Here is a 26019-nt window from a genome sequence, read left to right as displayed (position 1 = left end):
AACGTTGGGTGAACGGAGCGCTGCTAGCCCTTGACGGCGCCCAGCGACAGGCCCGACTGCCAGTACCGCTGCAGGCTCAGGAACGCGATGATCAACGGGATGATGGTCAGCAGCGCGGAGGTGATCACGAGATTCTGGACGAGGGCGCCGTTCCCCGCCGTCGAGCCCAGCTTGTTCCACTGGTTGATGCCGACGGTCAGCGGATACCAGGCGGGGTCCTTGAGCATGATCAACGGCAGGAAATAGTTGTTCCAGATCGACACGAACGAGAAGAGCAGGACCGTCACGCTCGCCGGGGCGAGCAGCGGGAGCGCGATCTGGAGAAAGGTCCTGAACTCCCCGGCGCCGTCGATCTTCGCGGCCTCCAGCAGGCCATTCGGCACGGCTTCGGCCGTGAACACCCACATCAGGTACAACCCGAAGGGGTTGATGAAGGACGGGATGAGAATCGCCCACGGGGTGTTGGTCATGCCGACGTGCGCGAACAGCAGGAACTGCGGGATCGCCAGGGCGATGCCGGGGACCGAGATCGATCCCAGCACGACGAAGAGGAACACCCGCTTGCCCCGGAAATCGAGTTTCGCCAGGGCGTACCCGCCGAGGGCGGCCAGGAAGGTCGACACGGTCGCGCCCACGACGACGTAGACAACGGTGTTGAGCAGCCACCGGGAGAAGATCCCGTCCTGGTAGCTGAAAACCTGCACGATGTTGTCCCAGAGGGCGAACTCGCGGCCGGGCGCGAGCCCGAACGACGACACGAAGTCGGCCTGCGACTTGGTCGCGTTGATGACCAGCCATACGAGCGGCAGCAGGCAGTACACCATGAACAGAGCTGTCATCACGGTGAGGGTCGTGCTCTTCTTGGGATTCTCCACCGTGTAGAGCCGGCGGCTACTGATCGGGTGCATTCCTCAACCCTCTGATCTGGACGACGTAGGCGACGGTGATCGTGATCGCCGCCATGACGAGCGCGAGTGCGGCCGCATAGCCCTGCTGGGACCCGGTGAACGCCAGGTTGTACGCGTACAGGTTGGGCGTGTAGAAGGTGGTGACGCCGCTGTTGGCCACCATCGAGGGCAGGATCTGCGGTTCGTTGAACATCTGGAAGGTGCCGATGATCGAGAAGATGATCGTGACGACCAGGGATCCGCGAAGTGCCGGCAGCTTGATCGCGCGGACGATCTGGAGCTCGTTCGCCCCGTCGATCGCGGCCGCCTCGTACAGTTCGCGCGGGACGGCCTTGAGCGCGGCGTAGAAGATGAGCATGTTGAAGCCGGTGAACGCCCACGTCACCATCAGCCCGATGGAGATGAGCGTGGTACCGGGGGCGAAGGGATCGAGGTCCGTGCCCAGAGCGTCGTTGAGGCTGCCGAACAGGCCGTACTTGACGCCCAGCAGGAAGCCCCACATGAGCGTCGCCACGATCGCCGGCACCGCGTAGGGGAGGAAGATCGTCACCCGCATGAACCTGGTGCCGTGCACCCGCATGGAGTCCAGCGCCAGCGCCAGCGCCATGGCGAAGAGCAGCATGATCGGCACCTGGACGAGCGTGAACCGGAAGACGCGCCCCACCCCGTCCCAGAACTGGGGATCCTGGAACAGCTTGCCGTAGTTGGCGAATCCGACGAACGTGTTGCCCCCGACGAGCTTGTCCTGGAAGAGGCTGAGGTAGGCGGCGTACAGGATGGGCACGATGAACACCAGGGCGAACAGCGCCCCGAAAGGCGCTATGAACGCCAGCCCGATCTGTGACTTGCGGCGCTTGCGAGCCGGCGCCGGATGCTGTGCGGCATCCGGCGACGCCATGGCCGAAGCGGTGACGTCGACCCGACGTGCCAGGCCCATGTCCGTGTTCCTTCCGATTCGTTGAGGTGGCCCAGGGCTCGCTAGTCCACCTGGAAGCCCTGCTCGTTGCCGTACTGGATGCAGCGCTGCTTCCACTGCTCGAGGATCTCGGCGAGCGAGCCCTTCCCCGTGGTGTAGAACGGCGAGGCGAGGTCGCCGTAGACCGAGCGCGCCCACTCGAAGAACGGCGGGTACTGCCAGCCGCTCCCGACGATCTCCGAGGCCTCGGCCAGCACCGCGCCGACCTTCTGGTCGCCGAAGTACTGGTTGGCCTTGCTCTGGAACGCCTCGCTGTCCAGGACCGACGTGTTCGGCACGAAGGCACCCGCGTCGACGCGGGACGAGAGACCACCGCCGTGCGTGAAGTACTCGAGGAACTTGAAAGCCGCGTCCTGGTGCTCGGCCGCGGCCGGGATACCGAAGGAGCTTCCGCCGTTCGCCGCTCCGACCTTGTCCCCCTGCTTCCACTGGGGCATCAGGGCGACTCTGAAGTCACCGGCGGCCTTCGGCGCGCGCTCCGGCAGCGTGGAGGTCAGCCAGCCGCCCATGGTCTGCGTGGCGAGGCTTCCGTCGTTGAGTGTCCGGTTCCAGTCGTCGGACCACCCTGTGATCTTGGTGTTGATCAGGCCCTCGTCGAGCATCTTCTGCCAGAAGGCCACGGCCCTGGTCGTGCCCTCGTCGGTGAAGTCGATGTGCACTTTGTTGCCGTTCACCTTGAACGGGCGACCACCGGCCTGCCAGATGAGCGAGAGCAGGAAGAAGATGTCTCCCGTGTCCTGGGCGATGTAGTGGTCGCCGCCGAGCGCCCGGACCTTCTTGGCCGCCTCGTGGTACTCGTCCCACGTGGCCGGGGCCTTGTCGACGCCGGCCTTCTTGAGGGTGGCCGTGTTGTAGAACAGCGCCGAAGGACCGTAGTCGGACGGCAGCGCGTAGACCTTGCCGTTGACCGTCACGTCGCTCCACGCGCCCGGGACGTAGTCCTTCTTGAAGTTCTCGACGCCGTACTTGCCGAGATCGGCGAGCTTCCCGGGAATGGCGAAGTAGGGCACCGCGAAGTACTCGAACATCACGAGGTCGGGCACCCCGGAACCGGCCTGGATGGCGTTGTCGAGCGCCTTGTACTCGTCCTGGGACGAGCCCGCGTTGACGACCTCGACCTTGATGTTCGGGTTCGCGGCCTGGAAGCCCGGGACAGCCCCCGCGACGGTGCCGTCCCAGCTCCAGACCGTGAGCTTCACCGGCTGGTCACCGCCACCGCCGGTCGCGCTGCCGCCGCCGGAGCCGCCCGAGCAGGCGGTCAGGGCGAACATCGGCACGAGTACCGCGGAAAGGAGCCTTGCCTTCTGGGAGAGCCGCATCGAGCCTCTCCTCTCGTCCTGGGGGATGGTTCGAAACTTTTTCGCAACTTGTTCGGTGCTGCCAGGACACTAGGTGGCGTGTCTGTCCCGTGTCAACGGGAGGAACAGCGAGAACGTCGGACGGCAAGGAGTAGAAGGGTCGTGGTAGATTCGAAATAGTTTCGAAGCCCGAAAGGAGCCCTGATGTCACGGCGAGGTCGTTCGGAGCGAGCCACCTTGGCGGACGTCGCCCGCTTGGCCGGCGTCTCGCCGGCGACCGCCTCGAAGGTCCTCAACGGGCGGAGCGACGTGGGCGCGAGCACGCGTGAGCATGTCCTGGGGGTCATGGCCGAGATCGGCTACATGCCGACGGCGGCGCGACATGAGCGAACCCGCGACCGGACCCTCGTCACGGTGCTCGACATCGTGGAGTCCCGTTATGCCGGTACGGTGCTCCAAGGGATACTCCTGGCAGCGACCTCCGCGCAGGCCGAGCTCCTCCTCCGCCTGCCGCCCGACGGGCCGATCAGCACGAGCCGTACGGCGGCCCGGGCCTGGATGGAGGAGCAGAAGGCGTCCGGTGTCGTCGGTGTCATCGCGCTCGCCGTCGCCGTGCCCGACCCGGTGCTCCTCGCCGCGGAGGCGCTCGAGGTGCCCATCGTGACGATCGACCCGATCGATACGACCGAATCGCGTCTCGTCAGCATCGGCTCCACCAACTGGGCGGGCGGTCGCTCGGCAACCGAGCACGTCATCAAGCTCGGCCATCGCCGGATCGGCTGGATCGGCGGCCCGCTGGGCTCCGCCCCCTCGCTGGAACGCTTCCACGGATACCAGGCCGCGCTCGACTCGGCCGGCGTCACGCCGGATCGGGCACTGGTCCGCCACGAGGCGTTCTCCGTCGAGGCGGGACTGCGGCACGGCCATGACCTGCTCGTGCTGGACGAGCGGCCGACCGCGATCGTCGCGGGCAACGATGAGATCGCCGTCGGGGTCCTCGCCGCGGCCAAGGAGCTCGGCATCACCGTGCCGGGCGAGTTGTCGGTCACAGGGTTCGACGACACGCCGCAGACTCAGTGGACCACGCCGCGGCTCACGTCCGTCCGGCAGCCTCTCGTCGGCATGGGCCGGATGGCGGTCGAGGCCGTCCTCGGCATGGCGGACGGCGTCCAGCCCGCCTCCCGGCACCTCCAGCTCGCGACGACCCTCAGCGTCCGCGACTCGACGGGCCCCGCTCCTTCGTCCTGACAGAAAAATATGAAACTTTCATGGCTGCCGTCCCTCGCGGGAGGAGCGGGCGAAAGTTTCGGAGCGCATCCTACGTGGCTGATCCCCTGTAGCGCCCAAGCAGGCCGCCAAATGTGTCTGAAACTTTTCAGACCCGCCTTGACATGTTTCGGAAGCATTTCCACACTGAGTCACCAAGCGACGCCTTGATGGCGTGTCCCCACGTGATCCCGTTTCCGTATCTCAGACATGGAGGCTCAGGCATGGGCGCAAACGCCATACCCTCGTCTGAAACCAGGCGACCCTTGAACGGCTTACGCTGGTCCCTGATCGTCGGTGCTCTCGGCGTGCTCGCCGTGATCATGGCGCTGATGGCGCCGCTCCGCGCCGATGCCGCGGCGAGCACGCTCGGCGCGGCCGCCGCGCAGAGCGGGCGGTACTTCGGCACCGCCATCAGCGCGGGCAGGCTCGGCGACTCGCAGTACACCACGATCGCGAGCCGCGAGTTCAACATGGTGACGGCCGAGAACGAGATGAAGATCGACGCCACCGAGCCGAACCGGGGCCAGTTCAACTTCACCAACGGCGACCGCGTCTACAACTGGGCCGTCCAGAACGGCAAGCGGGTCCGCGGCCACACCCTGGCCTGGCACGGCCAGCAGCCCGGCTGGATGCAGTCCCTGTCGGGCAGCTCGCTGCGCCAGGCGATGATCGACCACATCAACGGCGTCATGTCCCACTACAAGGGCAAGATCTACGCCTGGGACGTGGTCAACGAGGCCTTCGCCGACGGCAACTCCGGCGGCCGGCGCGACTCCAACCTGCAGCGCACCGGCAACGACTGGATCGAGGTCGCCTTCCGCACCGCGCGCGCCGCCGACCCGGCCGCCAAGCTCTGCTACAACGACTACAACATCGACAACTGGACCTGGGCCAAGACCCAGGGCGTCTACAACATGGTCCGCGACTTCAAGCAGCGCGGCGTGCCGATCGACTGCGTGGGCCTGCAGTCGCACTTCAACGGCAACAGCCCGTACAACAGCAACTACCGCACCACCATCTCCAGCTTCGCCGCCCTCGGCGTGGACGTGCAGATCACCGAGCTGGACATCCAGGGCGGCTCTCCGCAGACCTACGCCGCCGTGACCAACGACTGCCTGGCCGTGCCGCGCTGCGCCGGCATCACCGTGTGGGGGGTGCGCGACCAGGACTCCTGGCTCGGCGCCGGCGCCAGCCCGCTGCTGTTCAACGGCGGCAACAAGAAGCCCGCCTACGACGCGGTCCTCAACGCCCTCAACGCCGCCAACCCCGGCCCCACGCCCACGGTGACCCCGACGCCGCCCGGCGACAACGGCCAGATCAAGGGGGTGGCCTCCGGTCGCTGCCTGGACGTGCCCAACGCCAGCACCACCGACGGCACCCAGGTGCAGTTGTGGGACTGCAACGGCCAGTCCAACCAGCAATGGAGCTCGACGTCCGCAGGTGAGATCAAGGTGTACGGCAACAAGTGCCTGGACGCCGCCGGCACCGGGAACGGCACGAAGGTGCAGATCTACGGCTGCTGGGGCGGCGACAACCAGAAGTGGCGCGTCAACTCCGACGGGAGCATCGTCGGCGTGCAGTCGGGACGCTGCTTGGACGCCGTCGGCACAGGCACCGCCAACGGCACCCAGATCCAGCTGTACGACTGCTCAGGCGGCGGCAACCAGAAGTGGACCTGGACCGGGCGTTCCTGAAGCCGCATAGGTAGGCCCATGACTTCGCCGCAACCGGTGGCCGGTTGCGGCGAAGCGCGTCGTCGGGTTCAGACGTTCGTGATGGTCCATTGGTTGTTGGCGCTGTTGTTCGGCGTCCACATGGCGACGGTGGAGCCTGCCGTGCTGTTGCCCATGCCGTCGAGGGCCGTGCCGGTGCCGCGGTTGATGATCTGGTAGCGGCCGTTGCCCGTGCTGTTGAGGCGCCACTGCTGGTTGTTGCCGCCGCCCCACGCCGCCTGCCTGGCGTTGGCGCCGTTGGCGGTGTTGCCCCAGCTGTCGACGACCATGCCGTTGGTACGGTTGACGATGCGGTACCACCCGCCGCCCAGGTCCACGAGCTGCCACTGCAGGTTGGTGCTGCCGTCCCAGTTCCACTGCTTGAGGTTCGCCCCGGAGGCGACGTTGCCGCCGCTGTCCAGCGCCAGGCCGGTGGTCGCGTTCGTGATCCGCACGTAGGTCGCCGGCGGGGGGCCGCCGGACCCGGTCATGCGGTACGTACGACCGGCCAGGCCGGTCAGTGCGATGACGTCGTTCTCGGGTTTGGCGACGCTGACGGTGTCGCCGGTCGTGGTGTCGACCACCTGGTAGGTCCCGGCGAAGATCCGGCTGCGCACGTTGACCGTCCCGTCACGGTCGAACCTGATGAGGATCTCGGTGGCCCCGCCGGAGCTCCACGTGGCGTCCACGGTGTAGCCGCCGCGCCCTCGAAGACCCTGCACTTTTCCGCTCGGCCAGGCCGCCGGGAGCGCCGGCAGCACGTGAAGCTCGCCGTTGTGGCTCTGCAGCAGCATCTCGGCGACGCCGGACGTCGCGCCGAAGTTGCCGTCGATCTGGAACGGCGGGTGCAGGTCGAACATGTTGGGCGCGAGCCGGGCCGTCGTCACGAGGGCGCGGATCAGGTCGTGCGCCCGCGTGCCCTCCTCCATCCGCGCCCAGTAGTTGATCTTCCACGCCAGCGACCAGCCCGTACCGTCGTCACCGCGCAGTTCGAGGGTTCGCCGCGCGGCGGTGTACAGCGCGGGGGTGCCGCGCTTGGTGATCTGGTTGCTGGGATGCAGGCCGTAGAGGTGGGAGATGTGCCGGTGGTTCTGCTCGGTCTCGACCCAGTCGTAGAGCCATTCCTGGATGTTGCCGCGTGAGCCGGTCTTCATCGGCGGGAGCCGGTCCCGGGCGGCCAGGACCTGGGTACGGAAGCTCGCGTCCGTGCCCAGGAGCTCGCTCGCCTTGGCGCAGCCGTTGAACAGGTCCCGCAGGATCTGGTTGTCCATCGTGGGTCCGGCGCAGATGCTGACGCCCGAATGGTGGGTCAGTTCCGGGGAGTTCGACGGGTTCGTGACCAGATACTTGAGGTTCGGTTCTTCCACGAGGGTCTCCAGGAAGAACTGCGCGGCCCCCTTCATGGCCGGGTAGTACTGCCGGAGGAAGTCGAGGTCGCCGGTGAAGAGGTAGTGGTCCCAGATCATGGTGGCCAGCCATGCGCCGCCGGTCTGCCACATGCCCCAGGTCGCGCCGTCGACGACCGAGCTGCCCCGCCAGCCGTCGGTGTTGTGGTGGGTCACCCAGCCGCCGGCGTTGTACTGCACCCGGGCCGTGCGGGCGCCGCTGACCGTGAGGTCGTTGATCATCTTGAACACCGGCTCGTAGCACTCCGACAGGTTGGTCGTGTCGGTCGGCCAGTAGTTCATGGGCAGGTTGGCGTTGATGGTGTACTTCGAGTCCCAGGACGGGGTCAGCGAGTCGTTCCAGATGCCCTGCAGGTTGGCGGGCTGGGTGCCCGGCCGCGAGGAGGAGATCAGCAGGTAACGGCCGTACTGGAACAGCAGTGCCGAGAACTGCGGGTCGTTGGTGTTCGCGTGCTGCGCGATCCGTACGTCGGTCGGCTGGTCGGCCGCCGAGGTGCGGCCGAGGTCGAGCGTCGTGCGCCCGAACAGCCGCTGGTAGTCGGCGGTGTGCCGGCCACGCAGGTCGTCGTAGGTCCGGCCGGCGGCGGCGTCGAGATGGCGCCGGGCGATGCCCTGGTAGTCGCCGCTGACGTCCTTGTAGTTCACGTAGCTGGAGCCGATGGAGATCAGCACCGTCACGCTGTTGGCGGACCTTACCTGCAGGGTGCCGCCGGAGCTGCTGACACTGCCGCCTTCGGCGACGGCTCGGGCCAGTGCCAGGAACCTGACCTTGCCGGCCAGGCCCCTCTGGTCGCCGGAGACGCCGTCGAGCGCCACCGTCGTGCCGTCCGGGCTGGACCGCGTCGTCCGCTGCGGGCTGGCGAACGTCGCGGAGAACGTGATCGAGCCGGGCTTGTCGGCGGTCAGGCGGACGGCGATCACCTGATCCGGCGCGCTCGCGAGCACCTCGCGCCGGTACCGTACGCCGTTCTGCAGGTAGGTCACCGTCGTGGTGGCCGTGGTCAGATCCAGGAAGCGGTTGTACTCCGAGACCGCGGTGGCGCTGCCGAAGGTCAGCCGCAGATCGCCCACGGGCTGGTAGGCCAGCTGCGCCGAAGGGTTGCCCAGCATGTTCTGGTCGACCAGGGTCTGGGCCTGGCTCCACTGGTTCTGGAAGACCAGCTGCCGGATCTGCCCCAGCGCCGCCGCGCCCTTCGGGTTGCTCTGGTCGTACGGGCCGCCGGCCCAGATGGTGTCCTCGTTGAGCTGCAGCCGCTCGGTGTCGACGTTGCCGAACACCATGGCGCCCAGGCGGCCGTTTCCGATCGGAAGCGCACGCAGCCACTCCGTGCCGGCGCTTTCGTCGTACCACAGGGCCAGATCGTTCGCGGCGCGCACCTCCGCGGGCGCCGCCGACGCGGCCCGGGCCGCGGCCGTCCATGGCAAGGGCAACAGCGCGGCTCCTGCTCCGGCCGCGCCGTATCTCAGCACTTGTCTGCGCGATAAATCAGCCATTTCGGTTCTCCAAGCCCATCGGGGTGTGCTCGTGGCGATCGCCGGGGGCGATGGCTCGTCCCCGGCGATGGCGCGTGGTCAGCTGTCACGGGCTGTGTCAGGCGCGGGCCCACTTCTGGTTGGTGGCGCCGGTGCAGGTCCAGATCTGCACCTTGGTGCCGTTGGCGGTGCCGTACCCGGACACGTCCAGGCACTTGTTGGCGCCGACCGCGGTGACGCTGCCGTCGGCGTTGAGTCGCCACTTCTGGTTGTTCTGGCCGTTGCAGTCCCAGATGATCACGGCGGTGCCGTCCGCCGTCCCGGCGCCGTTCACGTCCAGGCACTTGCCGCCGTAGACCCGCAGCTCGCCGGAACTGGTGGCGGCCCACTGCTGGTTGGCCTGGCCGTTGCAGTCCCAGATCTGCGTCTGCGCGCCGTTGGCCTGCGAGGCGCCGCTGACGTCCAGGCACCGGCCCGATCCCGCGCCCTTGAGCGCGCCCGCCGCCGGCGGGTCAACCGTGGGGGTGGGCGTCGGGTTCGGGTCGCTGCCTCCGAACTGCGTGAAGAATTCCCACACCACCGGCCTGGTCCAGGACTTCTCGCCTGGCTCCAGGTCGCCGGGCTTCCCGTCCACGGGACCGGGGGTGTGGCCGGCGTCGAACGCCGCCCAAGCGACCGGATACCCGGCCCGGCACCCCGAGTAGTACGTGACGATGTGCGTCAGGCTGCCCTGCGCCGGCTCCGGCGGGTTCTGGGGGGTGCAGCCGTTGTTCCTGACGAACCTGTCACGCAGCGACCGGCCCGCGGAGATGTTGAGCACCCCGTCCCTGAGGCCGTGCAGCCCGATGTACGCGATGGGCTCGTTGCCGCCGCTGCACCCGCTGAGCTGCCCGCCGGAGTAGACCGCCACGGCGCGGAAGACCGTCGCCCTGTTACACGCGAGCGAGTAGCTCATGCCGCCGCCGTAGCTGAAGCCCATGGCGAAGCGCTGGGAGGTGTCCACGCAGAGGTCCGCCTCGATCCGGCGGATCATGTCGTCGACGAAGGTGGTGTCCTCGCCGCCCGAGTTGGCCCAGCCGTTGTTGAAGCCCTGGGGCGCGACGAAGATGGCGGTGTTGTTCGACAGAGCCCTGAGCCCGTAGTAGGACCAGGGGTACCCGCTGGTTCCGCCCCCGTCGACATCGTTGGCGGTGCCGCCATTCCAGTGGAATCCGAAGATCAACCGGTAGGGGGTGTTGTTGTTGTAGTTGTCCGGAATTCTCAGAATGTAGCTGCGATTTTTCCCGCTGGTCGTAATCGACTGCGGACCGCTTCTCAGCGTCGGGGTCTTTCCGCATCCCGCGGTGCCCGCGAGGGCGCTCCGCTGTGCGAGAGACGGGGGCGCGCTGTCGCCCAGCGCCGTATGCACCGTGGCCAGGACGACGAGCAGTACAGCGGACGCGATAGCGGTGAAGAGGTACCTGAGCCTCGACATCACGCGAATTCCTTTGCCGTTCTTGGGGGTGAAAAACGTAAAAGGGAAGCCACTTCCACCACCTTTTCCGGGGCGCGGGCATTGGCGGCCGGCCGGTCGAGTTCGTGAAGTGTTAGCGCTCACTCAACGCCGCCGTCAATGGGATCTCCTTTCTTCCTGGCGGCTGGAGGCGATGGTGCAGCGGAGCAAATCTGACCGTGACAAGACCTGTCAAGGATCGGCCTTCTCGACGTTGGGGACCTGCGCCTGAGACGGGCCCGGCGCTCCGGCGTCTGACCAGGAGAAGCGGCCGCGGCCACCACTGACGTGCCGCGATGAAACTTTCACAGCCCTCGATCGAATCGGTTCCGAGGACGCGAACGGGTGCTAACGCCGCAGCCGCACGGGATCGGCCGTTCCGCTGCGGCGGACGATCCAGGCCTCGGTGATGTGGTTGAACATCGCCTCGGCGGCGCCCCCGGGATCGTGGGCGGCGATGCGTTCGTAGATGCGGCGGTGGCCGAGGTTCGACGCCACGCAGAGCGCCCGCTCGGTCCGGCCCAGGTATCGGGCGGTGTTGACGACCTGGCTTTCCAGCGCCCGTACGACGCCGCGGGCGATGCGGTTTCCCGACGCCTGCATGATCGTGTCGTGGAAGGCACGGTCGCTGTCGGCGTACGTGACCGGGTCGTCCACGAGCTCGTCCATCCGATCCACCAAGGCCCGCAGCTGCTCCACGGTGTCCGGCCCCGCCACGCGGGCGGCGACGTTGGCCATGTCGGACTCCAGCACGCGCCGGGTGACGACGAGGTCGTCGAGGATCGCCAGGCTCTCCTCCGCGGCGATGGTCGCGGCGAGGACGAGCTCGTCGAGCATGTCCCACATCGTCGGCGGGGTCACCATGGTGCCGGAGCCCTGCCGGACGCGTACCAGCCCCTTCTCCTGCAGGAGTTTCACCGCTTCCCGCACGACCGTGCGGCTCACGGAGAAGGCCTCGCACAGCGCGGGCTCGGGGGGCAGCGAGGTCCCAGGCGGGTGCACGCCGCGAACGATGCGCTCCACCAGCTCGGCTGTCACCGCTCTGGCGAGACTGGCAGGACGTCGCACCCAGGCCGGTGGCGCCGGGACGCTGCCAGGCGTTTCCTGCGATGTCGTCATAGACCCCTCCTGGCGCGCCACCGCGTCAGTATACGTGAGCCCTATTGACGTTATACGTCATACGAATTATGTTTGCGCCTGGTCCAGCGGTCCTCGGAAAGCGGGCAGCAATGAAGCAGCGAGCACTGTGGCCGGCCTTCATGGTCGCCGCACTGGTCCTGGCCGGTTGCGGGAGCGCGGCCCGGACCGAGTCCCCCTCGGGGGGCTCGACGCAGAAGCAGCAGAAGATCGTGGTCTGGGACTGGAAGTCCGGTGAACCGGCCGCCGCGGCCTACATCGAGAAGGCCAAGGCCGACTTCGCCAAGCGGCATCCGGGAGTCACCGTCGAGTTCGTCGCCCAGCCGTTCGACCAGTACTACACCCTGCTCGGCACGGCCATCCAGTCCAGCAAGGGGCCCGACGTCATGCTCTTCAACGGGGGAGGGCAGATCCGCGACCGGGTCACCGCGCTCCTTCCGCTGGACCAGTACGTGGCCGAGGACAAGAGCCGGCTGGCGGGCTGGGACGCGTTCAGCAAGGACGGCAAGACCTACGCCGCACCGGTGACCCTGCAGGGGCACCCGATCTACTACAACAAGACGCTCTACGAGAAGGCCGGCCTCGACCCGGCGAACCCGCCCAAGACCTGGAACGAGTTCGTCAGCGGCTGCGCCGCCATCAAGAAGGCGACCGGGGCCACCTGCTTCGCGCTCGGCAACAAGGAGGGCTTCGGCATCCAGTTCTTCCTGTCGGGTCTCGGATCCGGCATCCTGACGCCTCAGGAGTACGACGCCTGGATCGCCGGGAAGCGCGACTGGACCTCTCCTCACGTCAGGCGGATCTTCGAGCTGTGGAAGGAAGCCGGCGACAAGGGGCTGAACAACGACGGCGCCAACTCCACCGCGATGTTCACCGACATCTTCAGAGTCTTCAAGACCGGTAAGGCCGCGCACATCATCGGGCTGATGTCGGACATCGGGCACTGGAAGGACTTCGGCGAGTTCCTGCCGCCCGACAAGATCGGCGTCATGCAGGCCCCCGTCGTCACCGGCGGAGCCACCCCGAGCCTTCCGTACGACGGCGGCATCGGTTACGCGGTCGCCAAATGGACGAAGGACCCCGCACTGGCCGCCGATCTCGTGCGCTCCCTGACCTCGACCGACGCCTTGACGGCGTTCTACGCCAAGGCCGGCGCGATCGCGGCCGACACGACGATCGACGTCTCGCAGGCCGGCCCGGCCGTCGCCACGATCGTGTCCGAGATCAAGACGGGCAAGCCCGCCCTGCACGTGGCGCTGTCCTCCAAGACCCTGGACCTGATGGGAAGACTGTCCCAGCAGCTCCTGAGCGGGTCGACCACCGTGGACAAGGCTGTGGAGCAGCTGGCCGCCTCCGACCGGGCAGGCTGACCGCGTGCCGATCGGAAGTCCGTCCTCGTTGGTCCGCCCGGCCGGCTCCGGGCGGACCGGCGCATCGACCGTCACGCACCGGGGACGCCGCCGCGACACCCGTAGGGGGCGCGCGGAGCGCCTCGCGCCCTACGTCCTGGTGGCCCCGGCCGTACTGATCATCGTGGTGCTGCGCCTGTGGCCGCTGGTCCTGGGGGTCAACTTCTCCTTCACGGGTGACGGCGAGCTCAACGGAACGCCCGTCGGCCTGGGCAACTACCTGGAGCTGGCCGGCGACCCGTTGTTCCGCACCTCGCTGCGCAACGTCGGGCTGCTGGTGCTGCTGCTTCCCGTGGCGGTGGCGATTCCGGGGCTGCTGGCGACCTTCATCTATCTGCGCGTGCCGGGTCACCGGGTCTACCGCAGCGTCTATTTCTTCCCGGCCGTGCTCTCGCCGGTGATCGTCGGTGCGATCTTCAACCTCATGCTCGGGTTCGACGGCCCGTTGAACGCCGTCCTCGGGGCGGTCGGCGTCGGCCCGGTCGACTGGCTCGGCGATCCGGGCATCGCCATGTTCACGGTGGTCGGCGTGCACGTATGGGCGACGTTCGGGATGGCTCTGGTGGTGTTCCTCGCCGGATTCAGCACCCTGGACGCCTCGCTGCTGGACGCCGCCCGCGTGGACGGCGCGTCGCTCCGCCAGATCATCTGGCACGTGATCATCCCGAGCCTGACGCGCACCATTCAGTTCGTCTTCGTGACCACGATGATCGGGATGCTGACATCCATGTTCGGCCTGCTCTTCATCATGACCAGCGGAGGCCCGGAGGGATCGACCTACCTGCCGGAGTACTACATCTGGCACGAGCAGGGACAGATGAACCGGCCCGCGCTCGCCTCGGCCGCCTCGACGGTCCTGTTCGTCGTCATGCTCGTGGTGGGGCTCCTGCAGATCACCCTGCTCCGCCGCGCGGGGAGGCAGGACTGATGCCCGGCAGGCGTCTGGCCAGGTGGGCGGCCGCTGTTCCGATGGCCGTGCTCGCGCTGGCGACGATCTATCCTCTCCTGTTCACCGCCAACGTCGCGATGAAGACCCGGCGCGACTACGTCCTCGACCGGTTCTCCCCGGCGGGTTCCCTGCGCTGGGAGAACCTCGCCGAGGCCTGGGCCGGCGCCGGAATGGCGCGGTACTTCGTCAACTCGTTCGTCGTCGTGGCATTCGCCGTGGCCCTGCTGCTGCTGTTGGGGTCGATGGCGGGCTTCGCGCTGAGCCAGCTGCGCTTTCGCGGTTCTTCGGTGATCTTCCTGGGCTGTCTCGCGGGGCTGTTCGTCCCGTTCCAGGTGATCATGGTGCCGCTCACCAGGGTCATGGCCGACAGCGGGCTCATCGACACCTATCCGGGACTGATCCTGGCCTACGTCGCGCAGTTCCTCCCGTTCACCGTCTTCCTGATGACGAGCCACTACAGGACCATTCCGGCGGAGATCGTCGACGCGGCCAGGATCGACGGGAACACGGTGTACGGCGTGTACCGGCGGATCATGCTCCCGCTGGGCGTTCCGGCGCTGCTGTCGGTCGGCATTCTCGACGCCCTGTTCTGCTGGAACGACGTGCTCATCTCCCTGCTCATGATGCCGTCGCCCGAGCATCGCACCCTCATGATCGGGGTCAACGCGCTGCGCGGACAGTATTCCGACGACATCCCCACCTTCGCCTCGGGGGTCCTGATCGCGGCGGTTCCCGTGCTGATGATCTATCTGTTCCTCCAGCGGCAGATCGCCGACGGCGTCACCGCCGGTTCCACGAAGGGCTGACATGCGGATCACGGGGTATCGGACCACGACGACGGTCCAGGAATGGGGCCGTCCCGTCGGTGACGCCAACGGCGTCTTCGCCGACGGAGTGGTCTCGGTGCCGCTCGTCATGGTGGACACCGACGAGGGGATCACCGGTATCGGCCTCGGGCCGCACGTGGAGATCGAGGCCGTCTTCGCCGCGATCGAGGGCGAGGATCCGCGCGGCGTGACGGCGCTCTACGACCGCATGCTGCGGCAGACCTTCAAGGCGGGCCACGCCGGTGCCGTGTTCGGCACGATCGGCGCGCTCGACACCGCCCTGTGGGACATCAAGGCACAGCTGGCCGGTGAACCGCTCTGGCGGTTGCTGGGCGGACGCGACCGGCGGGTGCCCGCCTACGCCTCAGGCCTCGACATCGGCCTGACCGACGACGAACTCGTCTCGGTCCAGCAGGTCTACGCCGAGCACGGTCTGCGCGCGGCCAAGATCAAGGGCGGTCTCGACATCGAACGCGACCGGCACCGCCTGACGCTGGTACGGGACGTCCTGACCGAGGCCGGGCACGGATCGCGGCCGGGCCTGATGCTCGACGTGAACGAGGCCTGGACCCGCAAGCAGGCGGTCCGGCACGTCTGCGAGCTCGAACGCACCCTGGACCTCACGTGGATCGAAGAGCCGGTCCGGCGGTGGGACGCCGAGGGCCTAGCCGTGGTCGGCCGCGGGATCCGCGCCTCCGTCGCCACGGGGGAGAACCTCACCGGGCTCGAGCAGTTCCGTCCGCTGCTGGCCGCGGGGGCCGTCGACATCGTCCAGACGGCCGCGGTCTGGGGGGTGTCCCACTTCCTCCGGGTGTCCGCTCTGGCGCACGCTCATGAGCTGCCGGTCAGCCCGATCGGAACCACGCCGGTCGGGCTGCTGCACGCCGCGACGTCGGTGCCGAACCATCTGGCCAGCGAGTTGCAGGACCTGCACCCGCCACTCGGACTGTCGCTCGACCTGTACGTCGAGGACGGCGCGTTCATCCTCGGAGACTCGCCCGGTCTCGGCATCACGATCGACGAGCACGCGATCGACTCGTGCACCCGCAAGCCGAACGCCAGGGCCGCCGAGGGCCCCAACATCCGCCCGGAACCCGCCGGACGGCGGCTGCTGGCGGTCAACGGCGGCTTCCATCAGGCCTAGCACCCCGGCCGACGTCGGCACGGGCTCCGGATGGCTGAACTCGCGCGGCACCTACCCCGAAGGCGCGGGCCTGGGCTCGTCCGCAGGCCGGCCACCGCCTCCCCTCATCGGGCGAAGCAGGTGGCCGGCGTTCGGTTTGCCGGGGGACCGGGTCAGCGGTAGCCGGCGGCGATGATGTTGGCCTGGACGGCGTTCTCCGTGGCGTCGGTGGGGTAGCCGGCGACCATGGCTCCTTCGTAGAAGGTTCCGGCGCTGAGGTTGGCGCCGCCGTCGGGCTTGCAGCAGTCGCCGCCGCTGCCCAGGATGATGGCCCCCTGCTTCTTCATCGGGCTGTAGCCGTTGGGGAGCGGCCCGTCGTACAGGGTGTACAGGCTGCCGGACTGCGCGTTGCTGCCCTTGATGGCGAACCGGCTGGTGCCGTTGTTCTTCAGCGTGGCGGTGACGAACTTGTGGGGGAAGGCCCGCTGGTTGGGGTTCCAGGACTGGCTGCCGCCGGGGTAGAGCCCCCATTCGAGGTCGGCCTGGACCCAGGGCCCGGTTCCCTGGCAGCCGCCGAACCAGCACTGGGTGCTGAAGTTGATGGCGTCCATGGCGCCGGCGGCGTCGGCCTTCCTGGTCGTCTCGCTGTTGCCGTAGTCGAAGCAGCAGCCGCCGTTGACGTGGGTGCCGCTGGTGACCATGTACATGCCCTCGGGTGCGCTGCCGGTGGGCACGCCGGTCAGGTGGCCGTCCCGCCAGTAGCTGTTGCCGGGGTTGATGTAGAGCGAGTACGCCTTGCCGCCGCCGACGGTGAGCGACTCGGTGGTCGCGATCGCGGGCCTGCTCTGCGGGGAGCCGGGGACCACGCTGGATCCCTGGTACCACAGGTCGTTGCCCCGCCCGGACTGGTCGTACACGACGGTCATGACGCACGTGGTGCCGGTGCAGAACGAGTCCTGGGCCGCGGCGTCGGCGACACCGCCCGCGCTCAGCACGCCGATGTTCCTGGTCGTGTTGTCGGAGGAGCGCCTGACCTGGTACAGGTTGCCGTTGTACGAGCCGTAGAGCGCCCGGGTCGTGCTGTGCGCGGCCACGCACGGCGTGCCGCCGGAGGCGTAGATGTCGCACGGGCGTGCGCCGGGTGGCGGCGGGGTCGGCGTCGGGGTGGGCTCGGTTCCGGTGGTCCATTTCTGGTTGGTGCCGCCATGGCAGGTCCAGATGTGCACCTTGGTGCCGTTGGCGGTGCCGTTCCCGGAGACGTCCAGGCACTTGTTCGCGCCGACCGCGGTGACGCTGCCGTCGGCGTTGAGGCGCCATTTCTGGTTGTTCTGGCCGTTGCAGTCCCAGATGATCACGCTGGTGCCGTCGGCGGTGCCGGCGCCGTAGACGTCCAGGCACTTGGTGCCGTACACCCGCAGCTCACCCGCGGCGGTCGACGTCCACTGCTGGCCGGGCTGGCCGTTGCAGTCCCAGATCCGCGTCTGCGCGCCGTTGGCCTGCGAGGCGCCGCTGACGTCCAGGCACCGCCCCGACCCCACGCCCACCAGCGGCGTGGTCGCCGCCGAGGCCGGTGCCGACCAGGTCAGGGCGGTGGCCATGAGAATCGCCAGCGCCGCCACCACAGCCGCGACGACGGCCGCCCGGGAGCCCGATAAGGGAACGGATGAAGGCTGCATGTCGTACTCCTTGGAGGTAGGGCGAGACGGAGACAGCCACGCTTGGAGACTGGAGCGAATCGAATCGATTCGCCAACAGCGAAGCACATACGACGCCTTGACCGCCTGTCAAGGCTCCGCCCTGCCCGGCGGCCTGCTCGGCGGCACTCATCGGCGACGCTCGCGGTCGGGCTCGATGAAACTTTCATCCGCCGCAGACCCGGCTGATCAGGCCCGTCGGTTCCCGGCTGGGCGAACCAGCGCGGACGGCCGGATCACTGGGAGGAGAAGAGGCGCTGCTGGATCTCTCTGCGGTAGTCGTCGAGGGTGTTGTCGATGTGCGTGGCCGCGGCCTGGGCGGCCGCTTCCGGGTCGCCGGCGCGGATGGCCCGGTAGATGGCCTCGTGCTCCTCGACGGCCTTGGCGGCGTGCCCGCCCACCGAGCCGCTCAGCCCGATGAGGTTGGACTGAGCCTGCAGCCTGCGGGCCTCCCGCACCGCCACCTGGAGGAACATGTTGTGCGAGGCCGTGGCGATGGCGGTGTGAAAGGTGTCGTCGCCCTTGTTGAACAGGTCTTCCTGGCCGGTCTCGAAGCCGTGGCGGCACACGCCGGCCGCCTCCTCGATGGCCCGCAGCTCCGCGGGGGTGGCGCGGCGGGCGGCCAGCCTGCTGGTCTCCATCTCCTGCACCCGGCGGAACTCGAACAGCATGTAGACGTGGTCGAGGTCGGTCGGGAGGAAGAAGGAGGCCCAGCGCCCGGTGCCGAACATCCCCTCGTCGTCGGCCACGTACAGGCCGCGGCCCTTCTGGGCGCGTACCCGGCCGAGCGCGGAGAGCAGCTTCACCGCCTCGCGAACCACCGTGCGGCTGGTGCCCAGCTGCCGGGCCAGCTCGATCTCGGTCGGCATGCGGTCACCCGGACGCAGGCCGAGCCGGACGATCAACTCCAGCACCTGCTCGGCCGCCACCTCGTAGCCCGGCCGGTATCCGCTCTCGTGCGGGGTGTCGGTCACCGTGCTTCCTCCTCGCCGTTCCCTGCAAAGTATGACGGATGTGGATGGCCTCCCCGAGCTCAGCCGCCGGGGTTCATGAGTACGACACATCTGAACGGTTCATCCGAAATCCATCGGCGCGGGGTGTGCGCGGCGCAGGAATTCATGCTGGTGAATGGCGCAAATCGGCTAACTTTGGCCGGATCCTCGGTGTGCAAATGGTGAAATAAGCGGGCTTAAGGTCTTGACGGACATCAATACTCACAACGTAATTAGAGGCGAAGTCACCTGCCTGAGCAGCAGGGCGTGACCTGGCCACACCCGTACCCCCCAAAGGAACCACCGTGCAGTCATCTTCGCCCGTCACGGCGCTGAGACCGTTCCTGATCGGCATCGTCGCGGCGCTGGCCGCGGCGTTCGCCCTCGTCGCCCCCGCCACCCCGGCCCTCGCGGCCACCACGACCCTCTACGCCTCACCCACCGGCACCGGCACCGCCTGCACCGCCACCCAGCCGTGCTCGCTGTCCGCGGCGCAGACGGCGGTACGTTCGCTGAACGGCGCCATGTCCGGGGACATCGTCGTCGAACTGGCCGACGGGGTGTACCGGCTGTCCGCGCCGCTCCGGCTGACCGCCGCCGATTCCGGGAACAACGGCTACACCGTCAAATGGCAGGCCGCGGCGGGTGCCCGGCCCACCATCAGCGGGGCCAAGGCGGTCACCGGATGGACCGTGGCCGATTCGGGGAAGAACATCTGGCGCGCCGACGTCGGCACGGGGATCGACACCCGGCAGCTGTACGTCAACGGCGCCCTCGCCACACGGGCGCGCACGACCGTGAACAGGTCCGACTTCACCGCCACCACCACCGGTCTGAGGTTCAGCAACAGCGCCCTGAGCTATCTGAACAACCTCGCCAACCAGAACCGGGTCGAGATGGAGAGCGTGGGCTCGTTCACGGACCGCTACGTGACGGTGCAGGGCATCAGCGGGAACTTCATCACGATGCAGCAGCCCGGCTGGAACAACAACACCTTCGGGTACGACACCTTCACGCAGCCGCACCGGGCGGGTCCGCTGTACCTGGAGAACGCCTACGAGTTCCTGGACGCGCCGGGGGAGTGGTACATCAACCCCGGCACCGGCTTCCTGTACTACATCCCGGCTGCCGGGCAGAACATGAGCAACCTCAGTGTCGAGCTCCCGATTCTCCAGTCCCTGGTGAACGTCGGGGGCACCTACGACGCGCCCGCGCACCACATCACGTTCAGCGGGATCACCTTCTCCGGCACGACCTGGCTCGGGCCCAGCAGCAACCAGGGCTACGCGGACCAGCAGACCGGCGCCTACATCGCGGGCAACTGGAACTGGCCCGCCGACAGGCTGACCTCCTGCCAGGAGGGGTGCCAGCAGTTCGAGGCCGCGCGGCCGAACTGGTCCCAGATGCCGGCGGCCGTGCAGGTGTCCGCGGCCGGCAACATCACCTTCACCGACTCCCGGTTCGTCAACCTCGGCCAGACGGCCGTGGGCATCGGCAACGACGCCAACGCGCACGCCAGCGGTGTCGGCCTGGGCGCCGCCGACATCACGGTCACCCGGTCCGAGATCGCCCAGAGCTCGGCCGGCGGCATCGTGGTGGGCGGCGTGCGCGCCGACGCGCACCACCCCAGCGACCAGCGGATGGTCAACCGGAACATCACCGTCAGCAACAACCGCATCCACGACCTCGGCCTGGACTACCGCGGCATCGTCTCGGTCCTGACCACCTACGTCACCAACACCGACGTGTCACACAACGAGGTCTACAACCTGCCGTACACCGGCATGTCGATCGGGTACGGCTGGGGCGCCAACGAGCCGGGCGGCAGCAACAACTACGCCAACCGCGGCCTGTACAACTACCAGCCGCGCTACACCACTCCCACGACCGCGTCCGGGAACAAGCTCATCGGCAACTACGTGCATGACGTCATGCAGCAGATGACCGACGGGGGCTGTATCTACACGCTGTCGTGGAACCCGAACGCGGTGATCAGCGGCAACCACTGCCTGCGGACCAACGGCTGGTTCGGGATCTACTTCGACGAGGGCTCCAAGTACTACTCCGTCACCGGCAACGTGCTCAACAACACCGGCACCTGGGCCACCGCCAACTACTGGGGCGGCGAGAACATGGGGAACTTCACCGTCACCGGCAACTGGTCGACCAACGGCAGCACCAACGTGACCAACGGCGACCGCGGCAATGTGGTGAACAACAATGTCACCGTCACCAACGGCGCCTGGCCCGCGGGCGCCCAGGCCGTGATGGCGTCCGCCGGCCCCCAGGGTCAGCCTTCGGGAAGCACGAGTGCGCTCAAGGGTGTGGGGTCCGGTCGGTGCCTGGACATCAACGGAGCCTCGCAGGCCAACGGCGCGCAGGCGCAGATCTGGGACTGCAACGGCCAGCCGAACCAGCAGTGGACGTCGACCGCCGCGGGTGAGCTGCGGGTTTATGGCGGCAAGTGCCTGGATGTGAGCGGTGCCGGGACGGCGGACGGCGCCGCCGTGATCATCTGGGACTGCAACGGCCAGAACAACCAGAAGTGGCGCCTCAACGCCGACGGCAGCGTCACCGCGGTCGGCGCCAACAAGTGCCTGGACGTGTCCGGGTACGGCACCGCCAACGGCACCAAGGTGCAGATCTGGACCTGCACCGGCGCCACCAACCAGAAGTGGACCCGCGCCTGACGACGCCCCCACCCTCGAGGGCGGGAAGCGTGCCCTCCTTGCTCGAATCGCTTCGATAGCGGAGGAACACTCATGTCCCGACGTCCGTGGCTCACCTTACTGACCACGATGGCGCTGATCATTCCCGGAGCACTCGCGCTCGAGGCCTCCCCGGCGAACGCCGTCGCCATCCCGGCGGCCGACTACCAGCAGGTGTCGCTCGCGTCGGGAGGCGCCGAGCTGGGTGAGGCGATGTCGCTGGCCGTGCTGCCGAACCGGTCGGTGGTGCACACGGCGCGCGACGGCACGGTGCGCGTCACCGATGTCAGCGGCAACACGAAGGTGGCCGGCAGACTCAACGTCTACAGCCACGACGAGGAGGGCCTGCAGGGCGTGGCGGTGGACCCCGACTTCGCGTCCAACCGGTACCTCTGGCTCTACTACTCGCCGCGGCTGAGCACGCCGAACGGTGACGCGCCGGCCAACGGCACGCAGGCGCAGTTCGACCAGTGGAAGGGCGAGCTGTACCTGTCGCGGTTCACCCTCAAGGCGGACGACACGCTCGACCTGGCCAGCGAGAAGGTGGTCCTGCGGGTCCAGAACGACCGCGGCCAGTGCTGTCACGTGGGCGGGGACCTCGACTTCGACGCCGCCGGAAACCTCTATCTGACCACCGGCGACGACAGCAACCCCTTCGAGTCGAGCGGCTACTCCCCGCTGGACGAGCGGACCGACCGCAACCCGCAGTTCGACGCCCAGCGCTCGGCCGGCAACACCAACGACCTGCGCGGCAAGCTCCTGCGCATCAAGCCGCAGCCCGACGGCACCTACACGATCCCCAGCGGCAACCTGTTCCCGCCGGGGACGGCGAAGACCCGGCCGGAGATCTACGCGATGGGCTTCCGCAACCCGTTCCGGATGAGCGTGGACAAGGCGACCGGCATCGTCTACCTCGGCGACTACGGACCGGACGCGGGGGTGACCAACTCCAACAGAGGGCCGAGCGGGCAGGTGGAGTTCGACCGCATCACCGGTCCGGGCAACTACGGATGGCCGTACTGCACGGGCACGAACACCACCAGCGAGACCTACAACGAATGGAACTTCGCCACCAACAGCACCGGCCCCAAGTACAACTGCGCCGGCGGCCCGACCAACAACTCCTTCCGCAACACCGGCCTGACCACGCTGCCTCCGGCGAAGCCGGCGTGGATCAAGTACGCGGGCGACGCCGGAAGCCCGCCGGAGTTCGGCTCCGGGTCGGAGTCGCCGATGGGCGGTCCGGTCTACCGTTACGACCCCAACCTGAACTCGGCCGTCAAGTTCCCCCAGTCGCTCGACGGACGGTATTTCGCCGGCGAGTACGGCCGGCGCTGGATCAAGGCGATCGAGGTCAAGGCGGACGGCGCCTACGGGGAGATCTCGGCGTTCCCCTGGTCGGGGACGCAGGTGATGGACATGGCCTTCGGTCCTGACGGCGCCCTGTACGTCCTCGACTACGGCGACGGCAACAACAACCAGGCGCTGTATCGCATCGAGTACATCGGCAGCGCCAACCGCAATCCGATCGCCAAGGCGTCCGCCGACAAGACGTCGGGACCGGCCCCGCTGACGGTGAACTTCTCCTCGGCGGGCAGCTCCGACCCGGAGGGCGGCGCGCTGACGTACTCGTGGAACTTCGGCGACGGCACCACCTCCACGGCGGCGAATCCGAGCAAGACCTACACCACGAACGGCGCCTACACGGCGACGCTCACGGTCCGGGACCCGCAGGGTCTCACCGGCACGGCGAACGTGATCGTGACCGTCGGCAACACCGCGCCGACGGTCACCCTCACCACCCCTGCCGACGGGCAGCTGTTCTCCTTCGGCGACACCGTGCCCTTCCAGGTCACCGTCAGCGACCCGGAGGACGGCACGATCGACTGCGCCGGGGTCACCGTCGCCTACTTCCTCGGCCACGACAGCCACCGCCACCAGATCACCTCCAAGACCGGCTGCTCGGGCTCCATCTCGGTGCCGGTGGACGGTGAGCATGACGCCGCGGCCAACATCTACGGCGTCTTCGTGGCCTCGTACACCGACAAGGGCGGTCTGACCTCCACCAGCGACCGCACGCTCCAGCCGCGGCACCGGCAGGCCGAGCACTTCGGCGCCCAGCAGGGCATCCAGACGGCCGACCACGCCACCGCGGAAGGCGGCAGGACGGTCGGCTTCACCGACGACGGCGACTGGATCTCCTTCCAGCCGTACAACGTGGGCAACGCGACGAGGATCACCGCCCGGGTCTCCTCGGCCGGCGCGGGCGGCCGGATCGAGGTGCGCGCGGGCTCGGCGACGGGCACGCTGATGGGAACGGTGAACGTGGCGAGCACCGGCGGCTGGGACACCTTCACCGACGTCTCGGCGAACCTCAGCGGCGCCCCGGCCGGCACCACGACGCTCTATCTGGTCTTCCGCGGCCCGACCGGGCAGGGCTACCTGTTCGACGTGGACGCCTTCACCCTCGACACCGGCACCCCGCCCTCGGGGAGCACGGGCGCGCTCAAGGGTGTGGGGTCTGGGCGGTGCCTGGATGTCAGCGGAGCCTCGCAGGCCAACGGCGCGCAGGCGCAGATCTGGGACTGCAACGGTCAGCCGAACCAGCAGTGGACGTCGACCGCCGCGGGTGAGCTGCGGGTGTATGGCGGCAAGTGTCTGGATGTGAGCGGGGCCGGGACGGCGGACGGTGCCTCGGTGATCATCTGGGACTGCAACGGGCAGAACAACCAGAAGTGGCGTCTCAACGCCGACGGCACGATCACGGCGGTCGGGGCGAACAAGTGCCTGGACGTCAACGGCACCGCCAACGGCACCAAGATGCGCATCTGGACCTGCACCGGAGGAACCAACCAGCGCTGGACCCGCGTCTGAAAGGACACCCATGCCGAGCGACAGAAAGACATCCGTGCTGCGACGCCTCTCAGTGACGGTGGCGGCGATCACCGCCGCCGCGACGGTGATCCCGGCCATCCCCGCCCAGGCCGCCGCCTTCAAGGTGCTGGTGTTCTCCAAGACGGCCGGGTTCCGGCACGACTCGATCCCCAACGGGATCCAGGCCATCCGCGACCTGGGAGCCGCCAACGACTTCGCCGTCGACGCCACCGAGGACGCGAACGCCTTCAGCACGGCGAACCTGGCCCAGTACAAGGCGGTGGTGTTCCTCAGCACCACCGGTGACGTGCTGAACGACAACCAGCAGGCCGCCTTCCAGACGTACGTGGACGGCGGGGGCGGTTACGTAGGGGTGCATTCGGCGGCGGACACCGAGTACAACTGGGCCTACTACGGGCAGCTGATGGGGGCCTGGTTCAACAACCACCCGGCCATCCAGCAGGCCACCGTGCGGAACGAGGACCGGGCGCACGCCGCGACCGCCCACCTGGGGGCGACCTGGTCACGTACCGACGAGTGGTACAACTACCGCACCAACCCCCGCCCGAACGTCCGGGTGCTGCAGAGCCTGGACGAGGGCAGCTACAGCGGCGGGGGCATGGGCGATCATCCGATCACCTGGTGCCACCCCCAGTCCTCCGGCCGCGCGTTCTACACCGGCCTGGGCCACACCAAGGAGTCGTACGCCGATCCGAACTTCCGCACGCTCCTGCTCGGCGGAATCCGGTACGCGGCCAAGGCCACCAACGCCGACTGCCGCCCGGAGACCGGGTACACGACGTTGTACAACGGCTCGACGACGGGCTGGTCGCAGGCCGGGCCGGGGTCGTTCGCCAACAGCGACGCCACGCTGACCTCCCAGGGCGGCATGGGCATGTTGTGGTACAACGCCAAGGAGTTCCGCTCCTACTCCGTCAAGCTCGACTGGAAGATGACCGGCGACTCCAACTCCGGCGTAATCGTCGGTTTCCCGGCCACCAGCGACCCCGACGCGGCGCTCAACACCGGATATGAGGTGCAGATCGACGCGACCGACACCCCGGACAAGACCACTGGGGCGGTCTACGGGTTCAAGTCCGCCGACATCGCCGCTCGCGACGCGGCGCTGAACCCGCCGGGTCAATGGAACACCTACGAGCTGCTGGTGGAGGGTGAGCGGCTGCAGGTGTTCCTGAACGGCACCAAGATCAATGATTTCACCAACACCGATCCGGTCCGCTCGCTCCAGCAGGGCTACATCGGCATCCAGAACCACGGGTCCGGCGACGTGGTGTCGTTCCGCAACATCCGCGTCAAGGAACTGACCAGCACACCGGGCGGCACGGGCGCGCTCAAGGGTACGGGGTCGGGGCGGTGCCTGGATGTCAGCGGAGCCTCGCAGGCCAACGGCGCGCAGGCGCAGGTCTGGGACTGCAACGGGCAGTCGAACCAGCAGTGGACGTCGACTGCCGCGGGTGAGCTGCGGGTTTACGGCGGCAAGTGCCTGGATGTGAGCGGGGCCGGGACGGCGGACGGCGCCTCTGTGATCATCTGGGACTGCAACGGGCAGAACAACCAGAAGTGGCGCCTCAACGCCGACGGCACGATCACGGCGGTGGGGGCGAACAAGTGCCTGGACGTCAACGGCACCGCCAACGGCAGCAAGGCACGCATCTGGACCTGCACCGGAGGAACCAACCAGCGCTGGACCCGCGTCTGAAGCCAACCGTCCACACCCTCGCGCGGCCCCCGATCGGGCCGCGCGAGGGACA

Annotated in this window: 17 protein-coding genes; 9 read left to right on the top strand and 8 right to left on the bottom strand. The window is 68.1% G+C overall.

Annotated elements, in window-relative coordinates; genetic code table 11:
* Positions 1-23 precede the first annotated feature (23 nt).
* The 3 genes from HD596_RS49580 to HD596_RS49570 are packed head-to-tail and all read right to left on the bottom strand — an operon-like array spanning position 24 to position 3203.
* Positions 24-908, bottom strand: coding sequence for a carbohydrate ABC transporter permease (locus tag HD596_RS49580; protein ID WP_185076268.1), 885 nt, complete (start codon positions 906-908; stop codon positions 24-26).
* Positions 892-1845: a carbohydrate ABC transporter permease gene (locus HD596_RS49575; protein WP_185076267.1), complete on the bottom strand. Its 954-nt coding sequence runs from the start codon at positions 1843-1845 to the stop codon at positions 892-894. Before HD596_RS49575 ends, HD596_RS49580 begins: the two co-directional genes overlap by 17 nt.
* 41 nt (positions 1846-1886) lie before the next feature.
* Positions 1887-3203, bottom strand: a complete 1317-nt coding sequence (locus HD596_RS49570; protein ID WP_185076266.1) for an ABC transporter substrate-binding protein — start codon at positions 3201-3203, stop codon at positions 1887-1889.
* A gap of 183 nt (positions 3204-3386) precedes the next feature.
* Between HD596_RS49570 and HD596_RS49565 the strand changes: the two genes are divergently transcribed.
* Both HD596_RS49565 and HD596_RS49560 read left to right on the top strand, forming a co-directional pair.
* On the top strand, positions 3387-4430 hold the full coding sequence (locus HD596_RS49565) for a LacI family DNA-binding transcriptional regulator (RefSeq protein WP_185076265.1): 1044 nt from the start codon (positions 3387-3389) through the stop codon (positions 4428-4430).
* A 284-nt stretch (positions 4431-4714) separates the two neighbouring features.
* Positions 4715-6145, top strand: a complete 1431-nt coding sequence (locus tag HD596_RS49560; RefSeq protein WP_246555396.1) for an endo-1,4-beta-xylanase — start codon at positions 4715-4717, stop codon at positions 6143-6145.
* Positions 6146-6213: 68 nt separating this feature from the next.
* On the opposite strand, the gene HD596_RS49555 is transcribed toward HD596_RS49560, so the two are convergent.
* The 3 genes from HD596_RS49555 to HD596_RS49545 form a co-directional block, all read right to left on the bottom strand.
* A complete protein-coding gene (locus HD596_RS49555; protein WP_246555393.1) occupies positions 6214-9000 on the bottom strand; it encodes a glycosyl hydrolase family 95 catalytic domain-containing protein in 2787 nt (928 codons plus the stop codon).
* A gap of 160 nt (positions 9001-9160) precedes the next feature.
* Positions 9161-10516, bottom strand: coding sequence for a lectin (locus HD596_RS49550; RefSeq protein WP_185076262.1), 1356 nt, complete (start codon positions 10514-10516; stop codon positions 9161-9163).
* A gap of 366 nt (positions 10517-10882) precedes the next feature.
* Entirely contained in the window at positions 10883-11572 is a 690-nt protein-coding gene (locus tag HD596_RS49545; RefSeq protein WP_313046574.1) for a FadR/GntR family transcriptional regulator, read from the bottom strand.
* A 191-nt stretch (positions 11573-11763) separates the two neighbouring features.
* Here HD596_RS49545 and HD596_RS49540 point away from each other — a divergent pair, with 191 nt between their 5' ends.
* The 4 genes from HD596_RS49540 to HD596_RS49525 are packed head-to-tail and all read left to right on the top strand — an operon-like array spanning position 11764 to position 16000.
* Positions 11764-13041: an ABC transporter substrate-binding protein gene (locus tag HD596_RS49540; RefSeq protein WP_185076260.1), complete on the top strand. Its 1278-nt coding sequence runs from the start codon at positions 11764-11766 to the stop codon at positions 13039-13041.
* 4 nt (positions 13042-13045) lie between these two features.
* Complete coding sequence (locus HD596_RS49535; RefSeq protein ID WP_185076259.1) at positions 13046-14008, top strand: carbohydrate ABC transporter permease; 963 nt, start codon at positions 13046-13048, stop codon at positions 14006-14008.
* Positions 14008-14835, top strand: coding sequence for a carbohydrate ABC transporter permease (locus tag HD596_RS49530; RefSeq protein WP_185076258.1), 828 nt, complete (start codon positions 14008-14010; stop codon positions 14833-14835). The genes HD596_RS49535 and HD596_RS49530 overlap by 1 nt, the downstream gene beginning before the upstream one ends.
* A 1-nt stretch (position 14836) precedes the next feature.
* Positions 14837-16000: a mandelate racemase/muconate lactonizing enzyme family protein gene (locus HD596_RS49525; protein ID WP_185076257.1), complete on the top strand. Its 1164-nt coding sequence runs from the start codon at positions 14837-14839 to the stop codon at positions 15998-16000.
* A gap of 152 nt (positions 16001-16152) precedes the next feature.
* On the opposite strand, the gene HD596_RS49520 is transcribed toward HD596_RS49525, so the two are convergent.
* Positions 16153-17655 carry an arabinofuranosidase catalytic domain-containing protein gene (locus tag HD596_RS49520; protein ID WP_185076256.1) on the bottom strand — a complete coding sequence of 501 codons (1503 nt, stop codon included), beginning with the start codon at positions 17653-17655 and terminating at the stop codon, positions 16153-16155.
* A 254-nt stretch (positions 17656-17909) separates the two neighbouring features.
* Positions 17910-18647, bottom strand: a complete 738-nt coding sequence (locus HD596_RS49515; protein ID WP_221519957.1) for a FadR/GntR family transcriptional regulator — start codon at positions 18645-18647, stop codon at positions 17910-17912.
* 323 nt (positions 18648-18970) lie between these two features.
* Here HD596_RS49515 and HD596_RS65340 point away from each other — a divergent pair, with 323 nt between their 5' ends.
* From HD596_RS65340 to HD596_RS49500, 3 genes are all read left to right on the top strand, one after another.
* The gene (locus HD596_RS65340) at positions 18971-21355 is read left to right on the top strand and encodes an RICIN domain-containing protein (RefSeq protein WP_185076254.1); all 2385 of its coding nucleotides are present in this window, start codon (positions 18971-18973) and stop codon (positions 21353-21355) included.
* Positions 21356-21427: 72 nt separating this feature from the next.
* Positions 21428-24247: a carbohydrate-binding protein gene (locus HD596_RS49505; protein WP_185076253.1), complete on the top strand. Its 2820-nt coding sequence runs from the start codon at positions 21428-21430 to the stop codon at positions 24245-24247.
* 10 nt (positions 24248-24257) lie between these two features.
* A complete protein-coding gene (locus HD596_RS49500) occupies positions 24258-25967 on the top strand; it encodes a ThuA domain-containing protein (protein ID WP_185076252.1) in 1710 nt (569 codons plus the stop codon).
* The last annotated feature ends 52 nt before the right edge of the window (positions 25968-26019 follow it).

Source organism: Nonomuraea jabiensis, from assembly GCF_014204795.1.
GTDB lineage: Bacteria > Actinomycetota > Actinomycetes > Streptosporangiales > Streptosporangiaceae > Nonomuraea > Nonomuraea jabiensis.
The sequence above is the reverse complement of the archived record's forward strand: the minus strand, read 5'-3'. Positions and strand labels throughout refer to the sequence as shown.